Raw genomic sequence first — 22,959 nt, 5'->3', positions numbered from 1 at the left:
TCTTTGTCTCGTTATGATTTGGTCACATCAAACCGCAGAGTCAGTTCCTGGTCTAAGACGGAACCATCCGTAGATCTGCCGCTGATAAACATCTCACGGCTGCCGGCGCTGCCTACCCACAAGGTAACGGTCCAGGTGCGGATATCGCCTTCATCCTCATAGGTGGCAGTGTTGGTCAGGTAACCGCCACGCTCATTCTTGAGATAGAGCTTGTCCACGCCGGTGGAAGTGGTTACCGTGAGAGAAAACTCTTCATTGACCACAAAGGGTCCTTCATCGGTCAGGGAGGCCGAAAGCAGCGTCGGAGTCACAGAGGGAGCCTGATAGCCGCAGTCAAATGTTACCGAGGCTCCGGAATCCACCCAAGTGTGGGACTCAAGATCGGACATCCAGATGCTGAGAGTACGGCCAAGGCCCTTAGAGCCTACAGAGGTCACAATGGTCCATTCTTTGACGTCGTCGCGAAGGACGCTCTTGACCTTGTTTACAGTGACATAACGATCGTTTTCGTTTTTCAGGCGCAGGCCGGAGATATTGATAGGGGTGCGGACCGTGATGGTGATAGGCTCATTTACATCGTAATATTCCTTATCAGTGGAAGCGGTAACCGTTCCCACCATGACCATGGAATCACGTGCATTGTTGAGCAGGGCTAAAGCTTCGTCCACTTCAGCCTGGGTTGCATTCTCGTCTTCCGAGACGGTCTGTACCCAGTTCAGGACGGTGGACAAAAGATTCATACTTTCTTCCGTAAAGAGGTTGCCGTTCAGATTGCCGGCATCTTCAATAGCGGCGTTGAGAGAGTCTTTGCTGACGGGGACGACTGAATCAGGATCAAATTTTGCCACAGCCAGACGGGAATCAGCCGTACCATAGTAGAGGTACCAGGCGTCCTGGAAGTACACAAGGCCTTCCACGAAGCAGACGTTGTTGACTAAGCCTTCCAGTTCATAGTCCTTTTCAGGGTACATAAAGTAGGTATTGGTGCGGTCTACCAGCTGAGTGGGATCGGCTGCATCAAACAGAGCCTGGCCAGGGCAATAGGCCCGGTTGGGAAGCATGGGATCGCCGCCGTTGTTAGGATCGTCATTGGCGCAGTTGTAGATCAACAGAATGCCGTTTTCCGTATAGATGGCGGGAGGGCCGGGTTCGACCAGATAGCTGTCGAAGGAACCTTTGCGGGGTTTCATAACCGATAGCAAATTTCCGCTTTCATCTTGCACAGGTGTCCAGTGAATCAGGTCGTCGGAAGTGGCCATAAACAGGTCGCTTTCGCCCCAGTACATCCAATATTTACCGTCGATCTTTTTTGCAATCAGTTCTTCACCGACCAGGTCGCAAATGATGGAGCCGGATTTGGAGTGGGTATTCTTGTACTTGCCGTCGTAGGCGTCGTTAAAGGCCAGTCCCTGTTTGGTCCAGTTGACCAGGTCGGTGGAGGTAGCCACAGCCAGACGCGGAAGACTCTTGTCATAAGCGGTATAGGTCATAATGTAAGTGCCGTCCTCGCCCTTGACGACGCGGGGATCCTCACAACCGCCGTTCTTTTCATAGACCAGCATGTCGTCGTTGTCGGGATACAGGACAGGCGTGCTGAGATGGTCGAAGGTAATGCCGTCGGTGGAGGTGGCCAGGCCTACATGAGAGGTCAAAGCGTTGTTCTGGGAGCGGTACAGGACATTGACTACGCCATCCTTCACCACAGCGGCAGGATTATAGAGGGCTTTTTCCGACCAGAAAACTTCATTGCCGGTGACCGGATCAATAAAGGAATCCTCGCTGTTGGGGGTCAAGATAGGATTGTTCTCATCCAACTTCTCGAAAGGTCCGAGAGCCCAGGATTTATCTTCGCCATATTCCAGCAGCTGGATTTCAGCCAGCTGAATACGGGAATCGGTATTGTTGCGGGTGATGTTGAGGCGATAGTATTCATAAGCCTGGGTGTTGTCGATTTCAAAAATTCTCTTGAGTTTACGTCCCTCAAAAGCTTGATCGGACTGGGTATCCAGAACATCCCAGTTGATGCCGTCGTTGGAACCGAGGAATTCCCAGTCCACAGGGTCGCGGATGGGGTCGTCGTTGGCAGATACCAAGGCGTAATGGTTGACGACATAGCGGTTGCCGTCGTTAAACTGGAATTGGATCCAAGCTTTGTCGTTAAATACCAGCCATTTTGTATCCCGCTTGTTATCGAAAGCCTTGCTGGGCTGTTCTGCAACAGGGGAAGTGGTGTCGCTGGCAGTGGCAGTACCGCCCTTGAGGGTGTGGTTTACAACCTCGCCTTCACCTATTTTTTCCTTGACGGTGACGGCACAGGTAGCGGTTTTAAAGCCGTCTTCTGAAATCGCAATGATGGTAGCCGTACCAGCATGGTCGCCGGTGATGGCCAAGGTGGTTTCGCCGGTGGCGTCATTATAGACCACATCGCCGATGGTAACCGACGGATCTGTGGAAGTAAAATTCACTTTATCCGTGGTGTTGTCGCCAGGGGTGACAGTGGCTTTGAGCAGCCCGACTTCCCCGACGTCCAGGGTAATGGTACTCTGATCCAACTGGACGCTTTGTACAGAACCAGCGGCTGTAACCGATACAGCGAAGATTCCCATGATCAAAGCCAGACTCAGGACCAGAGCCGTCAACTTCTTCAGTTTCATGTCACATCCTCCTACTTACTACAATTTTTCCTAGACAGGTTTAGAAATCGTTACTTTGCCTCCTTTCACAATAAAAATGTGTGTATTTTGCATGTGTTTTTAGACGTTACACACAACAAACTTAGTATATCATGGTGAAATTGGAAAGTCAACGAAGATACCTGTTACAATTAGATATTTTATTGATTTAATAATAGGATAAATTGAACTATAATACCTAATAAAAGATTTTTTAGTAAGATAAGATAATAGAGAGGAAAAAAGATGTGCAATAAAAATAAATTATAAAAAATTATAATACAGAATTTGGCAAGCAGTCTGAAAACGCAGAGAGGATAGTTTTCACACTTATTTGAAAACTAGGTGAAAAGCGGTAAAATATTATGAAAAGAAAGAAAAAACTAAAAATATGTCACAAAACACTTTTGAAATTCGTTTATAGAGTGAAAGGCTTTTGAAGGGAAGAAAGAAAAAACAGGAGGTGTAGCAATGAAGCTCTACAATTTAGAAGCGGCGTTTCAGGAGGGGATTGAAGAAGCTTTAGAAGAAGTCATCCATCAGTATGGTCATGCACTGCTCCGGTATTGCCACCAAATCCTGTGCGATTACCATGAAGCGCAGGATGCGGTGCAAATGACGTTTCTCAAAGCCTACGATCAAAGGAAGAGTTTCCAGCCGGGAACCTCTATGTCAGCATGGCTTAGGCGTATTGCCTATACCACCTGCATCGATCTTGTACGAAAAAGGAAATTATTGCTTTTTGAGGCCCCATCCCATCAGACATCCGACACCATGAGTGAGGATTGCCGGAAAGCATTGCGAAAGATCTCCGCCTCCGACCGAGCATTGTTGTACGGCCGGATCATGGAGGAACGATCGTATGCAGAGCTTTCCAGAATCCACAACAAATCGGAGGCCGCTTTGCGAAAGCAGTTTGAACGGGCAAAGAAAGCCATGGCCAAGTACTTAAAGGAAACCAATGAATACTACGCAAGATTGGAGGAGCAAAAATGATGATGGATCGTGACGAACAGGATATCAAGCGCGCATTTGAGTCGATCGAGACACCAGAATATGACATTGCCTCTGCCGTGCTCCAAGAGAAAAACAATCGCTGCGAGGTTGTACCGCTTCGAAAAGTGGCTGTGATGGCCGTTTCCCTTTTGGTAGTGGTCAGCTTGGTGTCGGTTATTGCCATTACCAACCTGAGTCAGGGAAAATGGGTTGATCCGGGAAGCAGTGTCCTTCCACTAGCCGGTAATGATATGGAAAGGGACGAAACCAGTGAAGGGGCGTCGTCACTGGCAATCGAGCCATCTTTGGATTCTGAATCGTCTTTGGTAGACGAAAGTTCTGAATCAGAAGAACTTTTACAGCAACAGCAGCAGGAGGAAGAGCAAAAACAATGGGACGAGATTAGATCCCAAATGCAAGAAAATGAAATCTGTTTCATCTACAATACCAATCAGCATATATGTGCAGGAGGATATGGTAGTGGCAATTTTTATGAGCTAAAAGATGCACAAGAGTATTACTCTTACCTAAATAGTGCATCGGTTTCACTCCAGCCGCCGAGTTTACCAGAAGAATATCAATTTAAAAATGGAAGTGTATCTTATGATGTGACTGAAAGTGATATTTTAAAGGATACCCTGCATATCTCTGAAACAGATGATTTTGTGGCCTTCTACTATCAAACAAGCGAACCGGAAATAAGTGGAGATAATATGCAAGCTGAATTTAGTTCAGAAGTAGGTAAATTCATTCGAATTAGTACCAATCTGGAGACATCATCTTATTTTGAAGGGAGCCAATACTGGGAGGGTAATGAAAACTTTGAGTTAATACATGTTATAGACGATAATGAAGGTCTTTTTACTTCCATTGATTTTTATAAAAAACTGGCTTCGCCTATTGAGGTTGAGACATTTCAGTTTTGGAATTTTTGTGATGCAGAATATGAACAATACAGCGGGATAGCGTGTACAGAATCGTATCCGTCCGATATAGTACAAAAATCTGAATATCTGAGGATTCATATCGAAGCCACTACTCTTTCAAAAGATGAGATTATTGCCATTGCCCAGAGTATGCTGGAAAATGTGCAATAACCCATCGATGTCCAACCCTCCTAAATAAGAAAAGCCGGCAGGTAAATCCTGCCGGCTTTTCTGCATCCTGATGAAGGAATACACCTTATTTAAAATACTGCACACCTGATTCAAACAAAAGCTGATCCTTTTCACCGGGGACATTTTTATAAAGATCGGTACCTTTGCGTTCGGAATGTCCCATCTTGCCCAAGATGCGGCCATCGGGACTGCAAATTCCCTCCACTGCACATACCGAACCGTTAGGATTCCAGTTGATGTGATTGCTGGGAATGCCGTCGGGATCCACGTACTGGAAGGCAATTTGGCCATTCTGAATGAGGCGTTCCATGACCTCTTTGCTGGCGACAAAACGGCCTTCGCCGTGGGATACCGGTACTGTGTGGATATCACCTGCATTCACCAGGGAGAGCCACGGTGATTTGACCGAGGTCACACGAGTATATACCATGCGGGAGACGTGACGGCCCAATGTGTTAAAGGTCAGGGTGGGATCTTCGGGGGTGACGTCACGGATCTCGCCGTGAGGGAGAAGACCCAATTTAATGAGAGCCTGGAAGCCGTTACAAATACCCAGCATCAATCCATCGCGATTTTTCAGAAGGTCTTGAATGGCTTCGGCAATCCGGGGATTGCGCAGAGTGGTGGCGATAAACTTACCGGAACCATCCGGTTCATCGCCACCGGAAAAACCGCCGGGTAGCATAATCATCTGACATTGTTTAATGCGATCTGCCAAACGGTCGATGGTCTGTTCAATACCGTAAGCGGTCAGGTTGTTGACCACCACAATCTCCGGGATGGCGCCGGCCTTTTCAAAGGCGCGGGCGGTATCGATTTCACAGTTGGTACCGGGGAATACTGGAATCAGTACCCGGGGTTTTGCTTCCTTGATAGAAGGAGAATAGGAAGGACGTTTATCAAACAGCGGAACCTGCATGCCATAGTCGGGGGCATCGGGGGCAAAGACGGGGAATACTTTTTCTAGTTTGCCCATCCAAGCACTTTGTAGCTCATCAATGGAGATGGTTTCCTCACCGATGCAGAGTGCGGCTTGTGTAGTGGTAGTGCCCAGGTTTTCCACAGCGAAATCCTTAGGAAGAATGACGTCGTCATCCAATTCCAGAACCAGGGAGCCTTCACGGGGGGCAAACAACTGGACTTCATCAGGAGAGCCGGCAAAGGCTAAGCCGATGCGGTTGCCGAAGGACATACGGGCTACACCAGCAGCCACGCCGCCCTCCCGGACGACAGAGGCCGAACGAATCGCGCCGTTTTCGCTCCAATCAAATACCGTCTGGTAATACGCTTTAAGCTGATCCCAATCGGGCAGCATGGTGTCTGGGTCAGTGGGGATGGGTAGGCATACCACACGGGATCCGGGCTGCTGGAAGGCCGCCGAGATGGTACGGCTTGCTTTGGTCATGGCCAAGGCAAAGCTCACCAAGGTGGGAGGGACATCCAGCTCATTGAAGGAACCGGACATACTGTCCTTGCCGCCGATGGAGGGGATACCTAATTTGAGCTGGGCTGTCAAAGCGCCCAACAGTGCCGAAGTGGGCTTGCCCCAACGCTGAGGTACGTCGTGAAGACGTTCAAAGTATTCCTGGAAGGTGAGACGAGCGCTCAAAGCGTCGGCGCCTACAGCTGCCAGCTTAGAGAGGGATTCCACCACAGCCCATGCAGCGCCGTGGAAGGGGCTCCACTGGGATACTTTGGGGATAAAACCGTAGCCCATGACAGTGGCGTCATCGGTTTGCCCTTTGAGCAGGGGGAGCTTTGCCACCATCGCTTCTTCAGGGGTCAGCTGATACTTGCCGGCAAAAGGCATGAGCACCGATGCCGCGCCGATGGAGGCGTCGAACATCTCGGAAAGGCCCTTTTGACAACACACTTCCAACCGGGACATATTTTGCAGCATGGTGTCCCGCATGTTTTTACCTTTCAGTTCCTCTGGAACCTGTTGTAAATAGCAGGCATCCGGATCGGCAGGGGTAATGACGGCCGATGCATGCTGGGTGACGCCGTTGGTGTTGAGAAAATCGCGGGAGATATCCACAATGACGTCGTCGCGCCAGGTCATGCGCAAACGGTCGTCGCCTGTCACGACGGCCACCGGCGTAGCCTCCAGATTTTCCGCATCCGCCGCTTCGATGAAGGTATGGACGTCGTCGGAATCCAGAACCACCGCCATACGTTCCTGGGATTCCGAGATGGCAAGCTCTGTACCGTCCAGGCCCTCGTATTTGCGGGGGACGCTGTCCAAATTGATGCGCAGACCGTCGGCCAGTTCGCCGATGGCGACGCACACGCCGCCGGCGCCGAAGTCATTGCACCGTTTGATGAGGGTGGACACCTCCGGATTGCGGAAGAGACGCTGTAATTTCCTCTCGATGGGAGGATTGCCCTTCTGGACCTCAGCGCCGCAAGTGGTAAGGGATTCATCGGTGTGGGCCTTGGAGGAACCGGTAGCGCCGCCGCATCCGTCACGACCGGTACGTCCGCCCAGTAGGACGATGGTATCCCCAGGCTCTGGTACGCCCCGCATCACGTTTTCCTTGGGAGAAGCGCCGACTACAGCGCCGATCTCCAGACGTTTGGCCATGTAGCCGGGATGATAGAGTTCGGTGACTTGGCCGGTGGCCAGGCCGATCTGGTTGCCGTAGGAGGAGTAGCCGGAAGCAGCGCCCGTGGTGATTTTACGCTGAGGCAGCTTGCCGGGAATGGTATCTTCCATCTTGGCGGTGGGATCGCCCGAACCAGTGACGCGCATAGCCTGGTACACATAGGCGCGGCCGGATAAGGGATCGCGGATGGCGCCGCCCAAACAGGTGGCTGCACCGCCGAAGGGTTCGATTTCGGTGGGATGGTTGTGGGTTTCGTTCTTAAACTGCACCAGCCATTGTTCGGTTTTGCCGTCGATTTCCACCGGCACTTGGATGGAGCAGGCATTGATTTCTTCCGAGACATCCAGATCAGGAATTTTACCCTGCTTTCTCAAATATTTGGCGCCGATAACCGCCATATCCATCAGACAGACGTTTTTCTCCCGTTTGCCGTAAAGGTCTTCCCGGACGGCAAAATAATCGGCAATGGCCTGTTCCACCGCCGCGGCATAACGGCCGGGCTCCACCTTGATATCGTCCAGTTTGGTCAGGAAAGTGGTATGGCGGCAGTGATCCGACCAATAGGTGTCGATGACCCGCAGTTCTGTGACGGTGGGATCACGGCGTTCGGTATCGCGGAAATAATCCTGGCAGAAGCGCAGATCCTCTACGCTCATAGCAAAGCCCATCTGTTTCCAATACTGGGCGATGGCGTCGGCATCCATGCGGATAAAGCCCTCTACCAACGGCACGTCGCCGGGATATTCCACTTCCATGTCCAGATTTTCCGGTTTCTCCATGGAGGCAATGCGGGATTCCACCGGGTTTACCAGATAATGCTGGATCCGCTCAAAATCTTCATCGGAGATGTCCCCTTCCAGCGCATAGACCCTGGCGTTTGTCACCTTGGGACGTTCCCCCTGGGTGAGCAGCTGGATGCACTGGGCGGCTGAATCGGCCCGCTGATCGTATTGACCGGGCAGATATTCGATGGCAAATACCCGTTGGCCATCGGTAGGCCACCTCTCATCGTACACAAAATCCTGATTGGGTTCGGAAAAAACAGTGACCTTAGCCGACTCAAACTGACCGGCCGAAAGTCCTTCAACGTCGTAACGGTTGGCTAGACGCAGGCCGGTTAAGGCGCGAAGCCCCAGATGCTCCTGCAAATCGGAGAGAATATGGTGGGCTTCAATGTCGAAACCCGGCCGCTTTTCCACATACACCCGCAGTACTGACATGTTACAAGCTCCTTTGTTTTTCATAAAGTTGTTTTTGCAAAAACCACTCGACAAAAGCAAAATCATTCTATTCTATAGGATAGCATAAAACGTCGAGGATTGCAAAGAGATGGCGCATTTTTGAAACAAGAAAAGAGGAAATCAGCCCATGCAACTTTTACCGGGCAGGCGGTTGAAAATGGGGATGCATGCGCATATAATAGAAAAAGTCGCCAAAGGACGGGAACCTCTTTGGCCGACAGAATATTTCAATCGATTTTATATTGGATGCAATAGGAGCCGGAAGGAATGGTTAATTATTTAAAACGCACCTGGGCGGAAATCAATTTAGACGCTTTGGAACACAATTATCATCAGATCCGCGGGGCATTGACGCCGGGGAGCCGTATGATGTGCGTGGTCAAGGCCGATGGATATGGACATGGAGCCATTCCAGTGGCACAGGAATTGGCTCATCTGGGAGCCGAATGGTTCGGCGTCTCCAACTTGGAGGAGGCCTTACAGCTGCGGGAAGGAGGGATCCAGCAGCCCATCCTGATTTTGGGATATACGCCTCCCAGCAAGGCGGAAACATTATCGCAAAACGGCATTTCCCAGACGGTATTTTCTTTGGAATATGCAAAAGCCCTTTCCCTCAAAGCGGAAGAGGCGGATGTCACAGTCAAGATGCATATAAAGGTGGATACCGGCATGAGCCGCATCGGATTCCTTTATCACGATGAGGAAAAAGACTGCCAGGCCATCGATGAGATGGTGGAAGTCAGCGGCCTTCCGGGACTTTGTGCCGAAGGGATTTTTACCCATTTTGCCGCCGCGGACGACCGGGAACAAGAACCCTTTACCGAAAGGCAATATGAACTGTTTATGGAGGCCGTTGGGAAGCTGGAGGAGAAGGGCATTGCATTTCAGCTGCGCCATTGCTGCAACAGCGCCGCTGTTATGTCCCATCCCGAGATGCATTTGGATATGGTGCGTCCCGGTATCATTTTATACGGCAACGCCCCTTCCGATCAAATGGATATTCCATTGGATCTGCATCCCGCCATGGAGCTGAAAACGGTCATTTCGCAGGTCAAGGAGGTAGAGCCGGGCAATACCGTCAGCTATTCCCGGACCTTTGAAACAAAAAGAACGACCCGCATTGCCACCGTGCCCATCGGATATGCCGACGGGTATCCCCGGGGACTTTCCTCCCGGGCGGATATGCTGGTGGCAGGACAGCGTGCACGGGTCATTGGCCGGGTGTGTATGGATCAGCTGATGCTGGACGTCAGCGGCAACCAGGAGGCAAGGCCCGGCATGACGGTAACGGTATTCGGCCGCGATCACGGTGCGTTCCTGCCCATGGAAGAGGTATCGGGACTTGCCGGAACCATCAATTATGAGACCATGTGCCTGATTGGAAAACGGGTGCCGCGTATCTATCTGCGTCACGGGAAAAAGGTGGAGCAGCTCAACTATATTCTGCCAGATTCTACAATGCCGTTGAATTTTTGACGAGGATACGATATAATGGGATTGATTATCGTATGCTGTGAATTTTGTTCATGACGGTTATGGCAGCGATGACAAGAAGTTGCGTAGCGATGAAACAATAGGGTTCTGTTCCTTTTTTGCGTTGTGCAGAGAGGGACGGCCTTTAGCCTGAGAATTAGGAGGTGTTGCTGTGTACTGCAAAAATTGTGGAGCGCAGTTGCCAAATGGAGCGTATGTTTGTCCCCAGTGCGGAGTGCCGGCGGGACAAGGGGATCGTTATTGTGCCAACTGCGGTCAGCAGACCGATCCCATGGCTGTGGTGTGCGTTCATTGTGGTGCGTCCACCAAGCAGCCTTATCCGCCCCAGTATCAGCCGGCTTCCCCTTATGCGCAGCAAAAGTCAAAAATAGCAGCGGGATTGCTGGGCATTTTCCTGGGAGCATTGGGAGTGCATAACTTCTACCTGGGATATACCAACAAAGCCATCATCCAGATTTTGCTCGGTACAGTGGGCATCCTCCTTTGTGGTCTGGGTCCAGTGGTGTCCGGGATCTGGGGCCTGGTGGAAGGTATTATGATCCTTGCAGGTTCCATTACCTGTGATGCCGACGGCGTTCCCCTGAGTAACTGATGAGTTTTGTCCCGGTCAAAAACGAGGCTGTTTTGGAAAAAAGCGGCCTTTTTTGATGTCTGGGAGACCGGTTGAAGGTAAGATGCGTTAAAAATGTATTTTTTCCTTGCATTTTAGTGCGGATTGTGATAGATTAGAAATACTAGCGATATGGTCATGAAAGAGGTGACAAGAATGAAGGAAAACATCCATCCCAAGTATGAAGCCACTACCATCCGCTGCGCATGCGGTGAGGTAATTGAGACTCGTTCTACCAAAAAGGATATCCGCGTTGAAATCTGCTCCAAGTGCCATCCTTTCTTTACCGGCAAGCAGAAGCTGGTAGACACTGGCGGACGTGTCGATCGTTTCAAGAAGCGCTTCAATATGCAGGATAAATAATTGCTTCTGGTTGAAGGGCGGCGTACTGTAGAGTTACGCCGCCCTTTTTTCCGCTTGAGGCAAAGGGTGAGTGGATGAGTATGAGACCCTATTTGACGATTTTACATCCCGGCGAGGATGAATTTGTAGAAAAGAGGTCCCGGTTTATCGGCCGGATCCGCCCGGTGACTACTGAACAACAGGCGTTGGATTTCATCAACGAGATGCGTGCAAAACACTGGGACGCAACCCATAACTGTTATGCCTACGTGCTCCGGGAGGGGCAGACCCGTCGGTATTCCGACGACGGGGAACCTCAAGGTACTGCCGGCGTCCCCATGCTGGACGTGTTATTGGGGGCGGGGCTTACCGATGTAGCGGTGGTGGTCACCCGATACTTTGGCGGCGTATTGCTGGGGACGGGAGGATTGGTCCGGGCTTATTCCAAAGGCGCCCGGGTGGCGGTGGATGCCACTGGAATTGTCACCATGCAGCCCTGCCAGTTGGGAATGGTGACCTGTGACTACAACCAATACGGCCGCATCTCTGCCCTCATCCCCCAGCTAGGGGGAAAGGTGGAGGACGCCCAGTTTGGAATGGTGGTAGTGGTCAATTTTTCCATCCCATGTGAACAGGTGGGGGCTTTGGAAAAAGCGTTGGCCGATGCCACGCGGGGAGAGATTATTCCCCGACTGACGGAGATTCGATATATGCCATGTGAAAAAGGCTTTGATAGATGAGAGGAAAACTGTGTAAATCGCTGATTTTAAAAAAGTTGCCCTATTTGGCAGGGTTTTGGGACGGTTTTGTCGTATTTATTCTATGAATGGAATGATTGCGATGGAGGTGATGCGTCTTGACTGTGCGGGAACGTACACAAGCATTTGAAGCTCAATTTTTATCGTCTAAGGCAGTGCTTTCAGCCGATACCAAGGGAAGGGAACGTCCAGAGGAGGAATGTCCTCTTAGAACCCCGTTTCAGCGGGACCGAGACCGCATTCTCCACTGTAAGGCTTTCCGCCGTCTAAAACATAAGACACAGGTGTTTCTTTCACCGGAAAAGGATCATTACCGTACTCGGCTGACCCATACGCTGGAGGTTGCTCAGGTGGCCAGGACCATCGCCCGGGCTCTCCAGCTCAATGAGGATTTAACTGAAGCCATCAGCTTGGGGCACGATTTGGGACATACCCCCTTTGGACACGCGGGGGAACGGGCGTTGCGTCAGGTTTCGCCGTGCGGGTTTACCCATTATGATCAGAGTGTCCGAGTGGTGCAAAAGCTGGAGAAGGAAGGACGTGGCCTGAATCTGACCTGGGAGGTCATCAACGGCATCGAACGACATACCACCGGGGAGGAAGCCTCGACTCTGGAGGGGCGAGTGGTTCGTCTGGCCGACCGCATCGCCTATATCAACCACGATATTGAGGACGCCATCCGAGGCGGCGTGCTGCGGGAGGAGGATATCCCAGAGGAGATCCATCGGGTGTTGGGCAGAAGCCGGACACAGCGCATCACGACGCTGGTGAATTCTGTGGTGGAACACAGCGTCGATACCATCTGCTTAGGGGATGAAGTCCAGAAGCAGTTTGATCAGCTTCACAGCTTTATGTTTGACCAGGTGTACACCAATCCCAAGGCCAAAAGCGAAGAGGGCAAGGCCATTGCCCTGATCCAGCATCTTTATTGTCATTTTGTCATGCATCCGGACAAGCTCCCCGGTGAATTTGCCGTCATCCGGGATCGGGATGGGGGAGAACGCGCCGCTTTGGATTATATCGCCGGCATGAGCGATCAATACGCCGTCCAGATCTTTGAGGCGCTTTATGTGCCAAAACGATGGAGCATTTAGCAAAATTGCACCGCAATCAGAGCCGGTGATGCATAGGAATGGTTTCCGGCGCATAGGATACCATCCGGATACAGAACTGTAAAATTCGCAAGGGAGGTCTTTTTTTTGCCGTTGCCCGAGAGCTTTATGATGGAACTCAAGGCCCGCAATGATATTGAAAGCGTGGTTTCCTCTTATGTCAATTTAAAACGGCGCGGTAGGAACTTGGTAGGGCTTTGTCCCTTCCACAGCGAAAAGACGCCTTCTTTTACCCTTTATCCGGAAAACAACTCGTTTTACTGTTTTGGATGCGGCGCGGCAGGGGATGCCATTACCTTCATCCGCCGCATCGAGAATTTGGATTATTTGGAAGCGGTGCGGTTTTTGGCGGGACGTTCCGGTCTTGCCATGCCGGAGGACCAGGCTGACGACGGCCAGGCAAAGCTCAAGGCCTCCATCCTGGAGATTAACCGGACAGCCGCCCGTTTCTTTTATCATACGCTTTATACGCCGTCCGGGGCCGCAGGCCTTCAGTATTTTCACAGCCGGGGCCTTTCCGACCAGACCATCAAGCGGTTTGGATTGGGTTTCGCGCCGGACAGTTGGGATTCTCTAGCCCGTTATCTCCGTTCCAAGGGATATTCTCCAGAAGAGGCCCAGATGGCCGACTTGCTTATCCCGCGCCGCAGCGGAGGACATTACGATAAATTCCGAAATAGGGTTATTTTCCCCATTATCGATTTAAGAGGGAATGTCATCGGTTTTGGAGGGCGGGTGCTGGACGATACCAAACCCAAGTACATCAACACATCCGATACTATGGTGTACAAAAAGACGATGAATCTCTTCGCCATGAACTTGGCGAAAAACGCCAAAAATGGATTTTTGATTTTGGCGGAGGGTTACATGGACGTTATCGCCATGCATCAGGCAGGATTCGGCAATGCCGTGGCCGCTTTGGGGACGGCCCTCACGCCTCAGCAGGCCCGGTTGATGGCCCGGTATGTGCCGGAGGTGATAGTTGCCGGGGACGCCGATGAAGCAGGCGTTAAGGCCGCGGCACGGGATATTGGTATCCTGCGGGATGCCGGGTTAAAGGTGCGGCTTCTCAACCTGCCCGACGGCAAGGATCCGGATGAATTTATCCGCCGCAACGGCCCGGAACGGTTCCAGTTGCTAGTGGAGGGCGCCGAAGGGGATGTAGCCTATCGGCTTCAGGTGGTCAAGAACCGGTTTGATCTGACTACACCGGAAGGCAACGTAGGTTATTTGGAAGAAGCCGTCAAAGTTCTTGCCACCATTGACAATGCGTTGGAATGTGAAATCTACGCCGGACGTCTGGCTCAGGAGCTGTCGGTATCCCGTGATACGCTGCTCGGCCAAGTCCGGGATCAGCGGCGGAAAAACAGCCGTATCCTAAAGCGCCAGCAGTTTCGGGAAATCCAGAAACAAACAGCCGGCTATACCGATCAGGTCAATCCCGAACGCAGCAAATATCCCCGTGCCGCACGGGCGGAGGAGACGATCATAGCGATCCTCATGCAAAATCCCGACTATCTATCCCGGGTGCAAGCAAAGCTGTCCAGCGATCGGTTCCTTACCTCCTTCCATCGCCGCGTCTATGAGGCGGTTTGTAGAGAACTGGAGGCGGGCATCGCCGATCCCGCTATGCTGCTTGCCGATTTGGGAGAACAGTTTTCGGTGGAGGAAATGTCCAGTATTTCAGGAATTGCCGCCCGCCGTGCCGCCCTTCAGAATACAGGGGATAGCTTACAAGAACTGCATGACTGTATAGAAACTATATTGCAGGAATACGAGAAAAATCGAATAAAGGACATTTCTTCCATGAGCCCGGAAGAATGTGCTGCATATATCGCGTCGCTGAAAAAGAAAGGATGTTAACCAATGGCCGCTACTGAGAATAAGAAAAATGCCCTCAAAGAGCTGGTGGATCAGGGAAAAGTAAAGGGAAAGCTGACCATGCAGGAGATTCTGGACGCTTTAGAGGAGCTGGATTTTGATACAGAGCAAATGGAAAAGCTCTACGATAATCTAGAGAGTCAGAACATTGAGATTGTAGATGACTTCAGTGATCCGGCGGCCGATGTGGCTTTGGCATCCGAATCTGGTGGAAACGACGAGGATTTGGAAAGCGTATTGAGCACGGAAGGTATCGCCATTGACGATCCGGTCAAAGTGTACCTCAAGGAAATCGGCCGTGTACCGCTGCTGACGCCGGAGGAAGAGGTGGAGCTGGCTATGCGGATCCAGGCTGGAGATCCGGCTGCGCGCAAGCGTTTGTCAGAGGCAAACTTGCGTCTGGTGGTCAGCATCGCCAAGCGATATGTGGGACGGGGAATGCAGTTTTTGGATCTGATCCAGGAGGGAAATTTGGGCCTCATCAAGGCGGTGGAAAAGTTTGATTATACCAAAGGCTTTAAATTTTCCACCTACGCCACCTGGTGGATCCGTCAGGCCATCACCCGAGCCATTGCCGACCAGGCCCGTACTATCCGTATCCCGGTGCATATGGTGGAGACCATCAATAAGGTAAAAAAGGCCAGCAGTTCCCTGCTGCATAAGAGCGGACATGAGCCGACAGCCGAAGAGATCGCGGTAGAGCTGGATATGCCGGTTACCAAGGTGCGTGAAATTATGCGTGTGGCGCAGGAACCGGTTTCTTTGGAGACCCCCATCGGCGAGGAAGAGGATAGTCATTTGGGCGACTTTATCCCGGACGACGATGCTCCCGCTCCGGCGGAAGCCGCATCCCATACCCTGCTCAAAGAACAGCTCTCCACCGTGCTCAGCACTCTGACACCTCGCGAAGAGAAGGTGCTGCGTCTGCGGTTCGGCTTAGAGGATGGCCGGTCCCGCACCTTGGAGGAAGTGGGACGGGAGTTTAATGTCACCCGTGAACGCATCCGTCAGATTGAGGCCAAGGCCCTGCGTAAGCTACGTCATCCTAGCCGCAGTAAAAAGCTCAAGGACTTTTTGGATTAATCACAACAGGAAAAGGATTCTCGGCCCTGGATAAGCTGTCCAGGGCCGTTTTATAGGAGAAAAGCAAAAAGGACCGGGATATTTTAATTCCCGGTCCTTTTTGCTGTATATTGGCCTATTGTTTGAAGATTTCCACGGTCTGCCCCAGGGAGAAGGAGTAAAGCAGGAGCTGTTTGACAGGCTTGTCCAGAACCTGTTCCATGGCGTAGGCGTAACGGCGTAGCTGCATGGTATACCGCTGTCTTAGAATCTCGGGATCCCACACATGATCGGTTTTATAGTCCACCAGGACCAGCCCATCCTTTTCCTCCAGCACAAGATCGGCCACGCCTTGGAGCACGACGTTTTCATCACTGCTGTCCGAGACGTCAGGATCCAAATAAGATGGGGGAAGGAAAACATGAAACTGAAGCTCCCGATGCACCCGATCGGCGTGGACGATGCGGCGATAGAGAGGGCTTTCAAAAAACTGCTTGACTTTGCCTAGATCAATGCAGTCGGCCTCTTTTTGAGAGAGATGTCCGGAAGTCACCAGACGTCCAACCTCCTCCTCGGGATGCAACGAGGCGTTTTTCCAGTCGGATAGCTGTAGAAAGGTGTGAAGAACCGTGCCGCGTTGGGCGGCGGTCAAGGGACGTCCCTCGGCAAAGGCGGGGATGGAGGATGCCACATCCTCTGGACGGATGCGATGGGCGAGAAGCTCTGAAGCCGCCAGTTTAGAGGGAATGTGACTTAGTTGTTCATAGGGATACTTCCAGCCAAACCGGTCATGAATCAGACGGGTAAATTCCGAATCAGGGGCAGCTGGGAGCGACTCATCCTCGGCTGGGGAAGAAATGGAAGGGGCCTCTTCCAGCGACACCAGCAAAGAGCCTTCTGCCGGCACAGATGAAAGGCCGGGACGATTGGCCAAATCCCGCAGGATTTGACCATCAGGATGCCGTAAAGCGCACAACATCAGCCAGTCGGAATACCCCTTGCATCTCCGAAGAACAAAAGGCGGGATGGGGCCAGTCTCCGGCAAGCTGGATGCCAGGGCCGATACGCTGGCCTCCGGATCCTCTAAAGCCATGGTGAGGATCAGCTTTTCCCTGGCACGGGTCATAGCCACATACAAAACCCGCATCTCCTCCGATAAAAATCCACGCTCGATCTCGAGGGCTACCGCTTCCCGCGGCAAGGTGGTAAACTGACGCCCGTCCGGCATGCGGCGTTTGCATCCCACGCCCAGCTCAGGATGGAGAAGGAAAGCTCCGCTGACATCGCTGCGGTTAAAGGATACGCTGCATCCCGCCACAATACAGACGGGGAATTCCAATCCCTTGGAACCGTGGATGCTCAAGATATGTACCACATCGGCAGAGGGGGGGAGGGCGCTGGCAGGGGAGAGATCGCTGCCGGATTCCTCTAGACGGTCCAGGAATCGGATAAAATCACTAAGTCCCCTGTGCCCATTTTGCTCGAAACGACGGGCGTAGTCCAGGAGGAGGTTGAGATTGAGACGGCGAATCTCCCCCCCCGGCATGGCTTGTACCAAAGCCGGATAAGAGAGCTGTTCGTAGACGCGGATGAGCAGTTGATCGGCCGGCAAAGTGGCGGCCAAGGTGCGCAGAGAAGCCACGATGTCCAAAAAACGGCGGCATTTGGGATGATCCTCCCCACACTGCACAAGAGCGGTGTAAAGGGGACATCTTTTGTCGGAGAGGCGGATATCGGCTAAATCATCGGGAGTAAAGCCGAAGATAGGTGACATGAGCGCCGCCAAAAGAGGGACATCCTGGAGCGGATTGTCGATGACGCGGAGCAGGGAAAGGATGGCGGCAATCTCCTTGGTTTCAAAAAAGCCGCCCGATACGTCGGCATGAGCTGGGATGCCTTGAAGCTTTAACTGTTCTACATAAAGAGGGGCCCGGGCTTCTTTGCTGCGCAGCAGGATGCAGAAGTCCCGATAAGATGCCGGCCTCGGTCCCTCCGGTCCGGAGATCAGCACCTTTTCATCCACCATTCGACGGATACGGGAAGCAATCCATCGGGCTTCGGCCTGATCCCTGGAATCCTCAGCGCTGTCGTAGGAGATGATAGCCATCTCCGTGACGTCGTCGGTATCAAAGGGATAGGTTGCCCTGCACACAAGGGATTCCTCTTTGGTATAATCCAGTTCTCCCAGCTCCCGGGACATCAGCTGAGAAAAGACAAAATTGACGCCGTCGGTGACGCCTTTACGGCTTCTAAAATTGCGGTCCAATGTAATGCGTGCGGGAAAATGTCCCTCTTTCAAAGGGGGGAAGGCATCCCGCCGCCGCAGGAAAATCTCCGGCATGGCCTGACGGAAACGGTAAATGCTCTGCTTGACGTCTCCCACCATAAAGAGATTGGATTCCCCTTGGGATACCGCACGAAAGATCATATCCTGGGCTTCGTTGGTGTCCTGGTACTCGTCTACCAGCACCTCGTCAAAGCGGAAGGACAGCTCGGCCGCTTCCTGCGTTTGACGATATCCATCGGCGTCGGGGCGCACCAATACCCGCAAAGCCAAATGCTCCAGGTCTCCAAAATCCAGAAGCTTGCGGTCGGCCTTGAGGGAATCCAGGGTATCGCTGTAAAAAGACACCGCTCCCATAAGGGAGTCCACCAGCGGGGATAGAGCTTGTAAATCCTCCCAAAACTCCTGTTCCGACATGGAGAAGATGCCCTGTAGGCGGGAAAGAATCGACGAGATTTCCTTTTTTACCGCTCCAGCCCGGTCTTTAAGAGGGCCTCCCTCTCCTTTTTTGATGGGCTTTTGGCGTTCAAACGCCGCCGATTCAAGGAGATGGTAGCAATCGTCCCACCGCTGTTTGTTTAGGCATGCGGCAAGCTGTGCCAGGGTGTCCTCCATGGCGCAGAAGGAGGGGGAGAAGGCGGCGTCTACCACAGGATCCACGCCGAGGGATGCATGACAGGATTTTAAAATCCCACGACAGTATTCCACAGCGCTTTGGGCATAGGCGAATGCAGCGGCTCCCCATTTGGTTTCGCAGACCGGGAGAGAGGTGCGGTAATCGTCGGCCTTTTTTTGCATCCACTGTTCGGGGAAGGGGTGGGAACGAACAAATTCATACAACCGGTCCATCACCCGAACGAGAGGCGCATCGTTGCGCCGGGCGCCCAGTAGATCGGCCAGATCGGGAAAAGGGGAATGTTCCAGTGCATAGAAATGCTCGATGGTCTGTTCGGCAGCCTGCTCGCGCAGAAGCACCATTTGAGCGTCGGAAGCCAATTTAAAATCAGGGGCAATGTGGAGAAGGTGAAAATTCTCCCGCACCAAGTCCACACAGAAGCTGTGGACGGTGCAAATATGGGCGTTTCCCAGAAGCATCTTCTGGCGGTGGAGATTGGAGTCGTGTGGATTCTGGGACAACAGCTCCGTCAAACGCGCGGCCACACGTCCCCGCATCTCAGCCGCCGCCGCCCGGGTGAAGGTCACAACCAACAGACGGTCGATGTCACAGGGATGCTGGGGATCAGTGATGCGTTCGATGACCCGCTGGACCAACACAGCGGTTTTTCCCGATCCGGCCGCCGCCGATACCAACAGGGATCCTCCACGGGTCACGATGGCATCGTTCTGGTCGGATGTCCACTTGGCGCTACTCATGAGAAGTCCCTCCTTCCTCACATCGGATGGTTTCAAAAACCTGGTCGTTTTTCATCGTCTGAAAGGGGCGGGATGCATCGCCCTTTTCCCAGCCGCATACAGCGTGATACGGGCAGTACTGGCAGGCGTCTATGCCGCTTCCCTGGATGGGAAGGGCGGAGATGTCGCCGTTCTGTAAGCTTTGAGCCATTTGGGTTAAGATCAGCCGGATATGCTCTTCAATACGTCCCAGCTGTGCCAGGGATGCCAGACTGGAACGGGCGTCAAATCCGCCGTTTTTGAGAGCCTTGACCGGAATGAAGATTCCCTTAGCTCCCGGTTCCATCCCCTGGACCACAGTGGGATCATCCAAAACAAGGCCGTTCATTTTAAATCCGGCCGTCTTTTTGAGGGCTAACGCTTTGGAATCGGCATGACGGTCCAATTCCACCGCCGATTCCAGGGCCGGCATGTAGAGGATGCCTGCGGGCACGACAGAGCCGTATTTGGAGTTATCCCGCCAGAGAGCGATGAGGTAAAGAAGCATTTGCATATTGAGGCCGTAGAGAATGTCGGAGAGCCGGAATTTCTTAACGCCGGTTTTGTAGTCCACCACCCGGACGTAGGATATGCCGTCCTTCTGCATGATGTCCACCCGGTCTATTTTTCCCTCTACCTGGATGCGTTCCCCGCCGGGCAGCAGGAGGGTAAATGGTTTTACATCGCCGTCCCGACCAACCGCCAACTCAAAATCCACAGGGATAAAAGAACTTTGCTCTTGTTCCCGAAAAAGATGCTGGGCCAGCGCCAGGCAGGAGCGTGTGAAACGGTGCAGTAAGGCTTTGAAACGGGGGGATTTATCCTCCCACCCTCCCAGACGAGTGCAGACGTATTGGTCGGCCAACCCCTCAATGCAGGAGAACTGCTCGCTGGTGGAGAGAGCTTCCCAAGATGAGCTGTCAAACCGGGACAAAAGATGTTCCAACAGAAAATGGGTCATGGAGCCGTATTCCAGGGCGTCCACCTCGGCTGGACGTCGCACATTGGCGGACAACCCGTATTTGCAAAAGTAGGCAAAGCGGCAAAGATGGTATTGCTCAATGCGGGTGGCCGACAACCGCATGGATCCGCCGAACAAGGCCCGGGCACCTTCCGGATGGGAAAAAGCGATCGGCGATGCATCGGCGGCTCGGAACAGGGCGGACATCCGGTCTGACCATTGGGGAGAAGCGGAAAAATAGGCGCGCAAGGAGGCAGCTTTCGGAGTGTTGTCCTTTAGATGGGAGGCGCACTGATCGAAGGCCGGCGCCTCGGCTTCTATAAGCTCCTCCAGTTCTTGCGGGGTAGTTTGGATGCGAAGGGATGGAAAACACCGACGGATCTCGGAAAAGAGAGAGGAGGGAAGGGTGTTTTCCCCGGAGACATTCTGGCGGGTGTAGCTGACGTACAATTGATGGGAAGGGACAAACAGGGAGGTATAGGCCAAAAACTGTTCCTCACAGGCGCGATGTTGGGCGGTATCCGACAAAGGGAGTCCGTAAGCGATCAACTGCTTGCGTTCGCTGTCTCCCAAAAGCCCTGACGACGTGTTGGAAGCGGGGAATTCCCCTTCATTGGCGCCCACCAGGAATGCCACCTCTACATCGGCCGGACGCATCCGGTCGGCGCTGCCCAAAGAAACCTGATCCAAACCCTGGGGAATGTGACCTAAGTCGCAGGTGGACAGGGCCAATTGCAGCAGTTCGCGGAACCGAGAAGGCGTCATGTCGGCATTGGACAGGGTATCGACAGCCTGGTCCAGAAGGCCGACCACAGAATCCCAGGAGCGGTTGAGCTGGTCGGCCAAATCGTGCTCTCCGCGGGATTCCAATTGTTGTACCATGGCCCGCAAGGTATCGGGAGCGGCGACGTCCTCCAAAAAGTGCCAGACAGCCTGCGCCATCTGCGCCCCCGTACCGGTAAGACCCTGTTCCAAAGAAAGGAGGGGGGCCATGACCCTTTCCCGCAGTCCGTTGATGGCCTCCAGGGCGAGGATATCCTCTTCGGTTTCCTGTTCCACAAATCCCCGGGGATTGCCGTGCCAGGGACTTGTCCAACGGCTTCCAGAGATCTTCCAGAGAAGCACATAGTTTTCGAGCTTCGCAATGTCCTCCGTCCCGAGGCCCATGAACCCTGTCTTACAGGCCCTCAAAACAGCTCCGGTGTCCCATCGGCTGCTCACCGCCTCCAACGCCGACAGCACTGCCTGCGGCAATGGTTTTGTCTCCACCTCCACCCGGCGGTCGGCAAAACACGGGATGCCGTACCGATGGAGCGCCTCGTCCAGGATTCCCAGGTAAGGATCAATGGAGCGGGCGATGACGGCGATGTTTTTGTATCGCAACCCTTGTTCCCGGATGAGACGATGAATGGAGCGGGCGACAAAGTCGGCCTCATCGAAGGGATCGGCCGCTTCGTAGAGGACGATGGCGGAAGGCCTGGATTCACAGGGAAGAGAATCGTACCGGAAGATGTTCTCCTCCAATTCTTTGAGACAGGGGGAGGCAAAACGCACGGCCTCATTCAAATAGACGGGAGAAGCTACTGGGATTTCCGCTTCCTTTGCCATGCGACGAAGACTCCGTCCGGTCTCGGAAACAGGGGAGAACAATCCGGAACTGTTGTCGGGATCGTCCAACCGGTCGGTGCACAACGTAACCCACAGGTCGGACGCCTGTTCCATCATCCGGCGGATTACCAGCCATTCCTGGCCTGTAAAACCGTTAAAGCCGTCCAAGAAGATCTGCCATCCTTGAAGCAAAGGCTTTTGGGAGAGCAGGCAGGCAAAATGGGTGAGATCGTCCATGGGATCGACATAGCTTTGGGATACGAGGGCGTCGTATAGGGAAAGTACAGCAGACAGATCAGCTATTTTGGAACCCAGCGGTCCGGATAAGGAATGGGAAACCGCCCCAAGCTGATCCGGCGATATACCGCACATCTTGAATTCCGCCGATGCTGAAAGCATGGACTGAATCATCCCCGGCGTCTGTGCCTGAGGACGGTAAACGGTTAAGTGATCCTGAGCCTGGGAGAGGGCCAGACTCATCAGCATGGCCCGGCCGCTGTCGTCCAGCCGCTTGGAAGAGGAGACTCCCTCCTGCTGCAATAGACGCTGTGCCAAACGGGTAAAGCTGACCACCTGAACGGCTTGAGCCAATTTCGGCCCTAGGAGTGCAAGCAGTGCCCGCTCGCTTTCAAAGGAAAATTGTTCCGGAACCAGCAGCATTAGACGCTGTTCACCTTCTTTTACCCGGGATGCCAGCTCCTGATGAATGCAGGAAGTTTTTCCAAATCCAGCCCGGCCTAACATGAGATGAAGCACAAAACCCCTCCTTTTCCTGGGATCATAAAAATGGCAAAAAAGGCTGCGGAACGGTCAAGTTCCCAC

Annotated in this window: 13 protein-coding genes; 9 read left to right on the top strand and 4 right to left on the bottom strand. The window is 52.8% G+C overall.

Annotated elements, in window-relative coordinates:
- Window positions 1–11: 11 nt before the first annotated feature.
- On the bottom strand, window positions 12–2,654 hold the full coding sequence (locus C12CBH8_RS09050) for a glycoside hydrolase family 130 protein (protein ID WP_215533062.1): 2,643 nt from the start codon (window positions 2,652–2,654) through the stop codon (window positions 12–14).
- A 489-nt stretch (window positions 2,655–3,143) separates the two neighbouring features.
- On the opposite strand from C12CBH8_RS09050, the gene C12CBH8_RS09045 reads away from it, so the two are divergent.
- Together C12CBH8_RS09045 and C12CBH8_RS09040 are read left to right on the top strand one after the other, a co-directional pair.
- Window positions 3,144–3,668, top strand: a complete 525-nt coding sequence (locus C12CBH8_RS09045) for an RNA polymerase sigma factor (protein WP_090264601.1) — start codon at window positions 3,144–3,146, stop codon at window positions 3,666–3,668.
- Window positions 3,665–4,765: a hypothetical protein gene (locus C12CBH8_RS09040; RefSeq protein ID WP_099322604.1), complete on the top strand. Its 1,101-nt coding sequence runs from the start codon at window positions 3,665–3,667 to the stop codon at window positions 4,763–4,765. The genes C12CBH8_RS09045 and C12CBH8_RS09040 overlap by 4 nt, the downstream gene beginning before the upstream one ends.
- Window positions 4,766–4,850: 85 nt before the next feature.
- Here C12CBH8_RS09040 and C12CBH8_RS09035 read toward each other — a convergent pair whose 3' ends face one another.
- Entirely contained in the window at window positions 4,851–8,612 is a 3,762-nt protein-coding gene (locus C12CBH8_RS09035; RefSeq protein WP_215533061.1) for a phosphoribosylformylglycinamidine synthase, read from the bottom strand.
- Between the two features lie 288 nt (window positions 8,613–8,900).
- Here C12CBH8_RS09035 and alr point away from each other — a divergent pair, with 288 nt between their 5' ends.
- The 7 genes from alr to rpoD all read left to right on the top strand — a co-directional run bounded on the left by alr (window position 8,901) and on the right by rpoD (window position 15,913).
- The gene (alr, locus tag C12CBH8_RS09030; protein WP_215533060.1) at window positions 8,901–10,109 is read left to right on the top strand and encodes an alanine racemase; all 1,209 of its coding nucleotides are present in this window, start codon (window positions 8,901–8,903) and stop codon (window positions 10,107–10,109) included.
- Between the two features lie 169 nt (window positions 10,110–10,278).
- Window positions 10,279–10,719, top strand: a complete 441-nt coding sequence (locus C12CBH8_RS09025) for a TM2 domain-containing protein (protein ID WP_090264593.1) — start codon at window positions 10,279–10,281, stop codon at window positions 10,717–10,719.
- Between the two features lie 174 nt (window positions 10,720–10,893).
- The gene (rpmE, locus tag C12CBH8_RS09020; RefSeq protein WP_090264591.1) at window positions 10,894–11,100 is read left to right on the top strand and encodes a 50S ribosomal protein L31; all 207 of its coding nucleotides are present in this window, start codon (window positions 10,894–10,896) and stop codon (window positions 11,098–11,100) included.
- Between the two features lie 80 nt (window positions 11,101–11,180).
- Window positions 11,181–11,819: a YigZ family protein gene (locus tag C12CBH8_RS09015; RefSeq protein ID WP_215533059.1), complete on the top strand. Its 639-nt coding sequence runs from the start codon at window positions 11,181–11,183 to the stop codon at window positions 11,817–11,819.
- Window positions 11,820–11,935: 116 nt separating this feature from the next.
- The gene (locus C12CBH8_RS09010) at window positions 11,936–12,931 is read left to right on the top strand and encodes a deoxyguanosinetriphosphate triphosphohydrolase (RefSeq protein WP_090264587.1); all 996 of its coding nucleotides are present in this window, start codon (window positions 11,936–11,938) and stop codon (window positions 12,929–12,931) included.
- Between the two features lie 105 nt (window positions 12,932–13,036).
- The gene (gene dnaG, locus C12CBH8_RS09005; RefSeq protein ID WP_215533058.1) at window positions 13,037–14,812 is read left to right on the top strand and encodes a DNA primase; all 1,776 of its coding nucleotides are present in this window, start codon (window positions 13,037–13,039) and stop codon (window positions 14,810–14,812) included.
- Between the two features lie 3 nt (window positions 14,813–14,815).
- On the top strand, window positions 14,816–15,913 hold the full coding sequence (gene rpoD, locus C12CBH8_RS09000) for an RNA polymerase sigma factor RpoD (protein ID WP_099322599.1): 1,098 nt from the start codon (window positions 14,816–14,818) through the stop codon (window positions 15,911–15,913).
- 115 nt (window positions 15,914–16,028) lie between these two features.
- Here rpoD and addA read toward each other — a convergent pair whose 3' ends face one another.
- Together addA and C12CBH8_RS08990 are read right to left on the bottom strand one after the other, a co-directional pair.
- The gene (gene addA, locus C12CBH8_RS08995; RefSeq protein ID WP_215533057.1) at window positions 16,029–19,550 is read right to left on the bottom strand and encodes a helicase-exonuclease AddAB subunit AddA; all 3,522 of its coding nucleotides are present in this window, start codon (window positions 19,548–19,550) and stop codon (window positions 16,029–16,031) included.
- Entirely contained in the window at window positions 19,543–22,893 is a 3,351-nt protein-coding gene (locus C12CBH8_RS08990; protein ID WP_215533056.1) for a PD-(D/E)XK nuclease family protein, read from the bottom strand. The genes addA and C12CBH8_RS08990 overlap by 8 nt, the downstream gene beginning before the upstream one ends.
- Window positions 22,894–22,959 lie beyond the last annotated feature (66 nt).

This window comes from Solibaculum mannosilyticum (genome assembly GCF_015140235.1).
Taxonomy (GTDB): Bacteria; Bacillota; Clostridia; order Oscillospirales; family Acutalibacteraceae; genus Solibaculum; species Solibaculum mannosilyticum.
The sequence above is the reverse complement of the archived record's forward strand: the minus strand, read 5'-3'. Positions and strand labels throughout refer to the sequence as shown.

What these genes read in the sequence shown, in the direction of transcription:
- C12CBH8_RS09015 (WP_215533059.1), top strand. Translation starts at nt 11,181, where the DNA reads ATGAGACCCTATTTGACGATTTTACATCCCGGCGAGGATGAATTTGTA.
- C12CBH8_RS09050 (WP_215533062.1), bottom strand. Translation starts at nt 2,654, where the DNA reads ATGAAACTGAAGAAGTTGACGGCTCTGGTCCTGAGTCTGGCTTTGATC.
- C12CBH8_RS09035 (WP_215533061.1), bottom strand. Translation starts at nt 8,612, where the DNA reads ATGTCAGTACTGCGGGTGTATGTGGAAAAGCGGCCGGGTTTCGACATT.
- addA (WP_215533057.1), bottom strand. Translation starts at nt 19,550, where the DNA reads ATGAGTAGCGCCAAGTGGACATCCGACCAGAACGATGCCATCGTGACC.
- rpmE (WP_090264591.1), top strand. Translation starts at nt 10,894, where the DNA reads ATGAAGGAAAACATCCATCCCAAGTATGAAGCCACTACCATCCGCTGC.
- alr (WP_215533060.1), top strand. Translation starts at nt 8,901, where the DNA reads ATGGTTAATTATTTAAAACGCACCTGGGCGGAAATCAATTTAGACGCT.
- C12CBH8_RS09045 (WP_090264601.1), top strand. Translation starts at nt 3,144, where the DNA reads ATGAAGCTCTACAATTTAGAAGCGGCGTTTCAGGAGGGGATTGAAGAA.
- C12CBH8_RS09040 (WP_099322604.1), top strand. Translation starts at nt 3,665, where the DNA reads ATGATGATGGATCGTGACGAACAGGATATCAAGCGCGCATTTGAGTCG.
- rpoD (WP_099322599.1), top strand. Translation starts at nt 14,816, where the DNA reads ATGGCCGCTACTGAGAATAAGAAAAATGCCCTCAAAGAGCTGGTGGAT.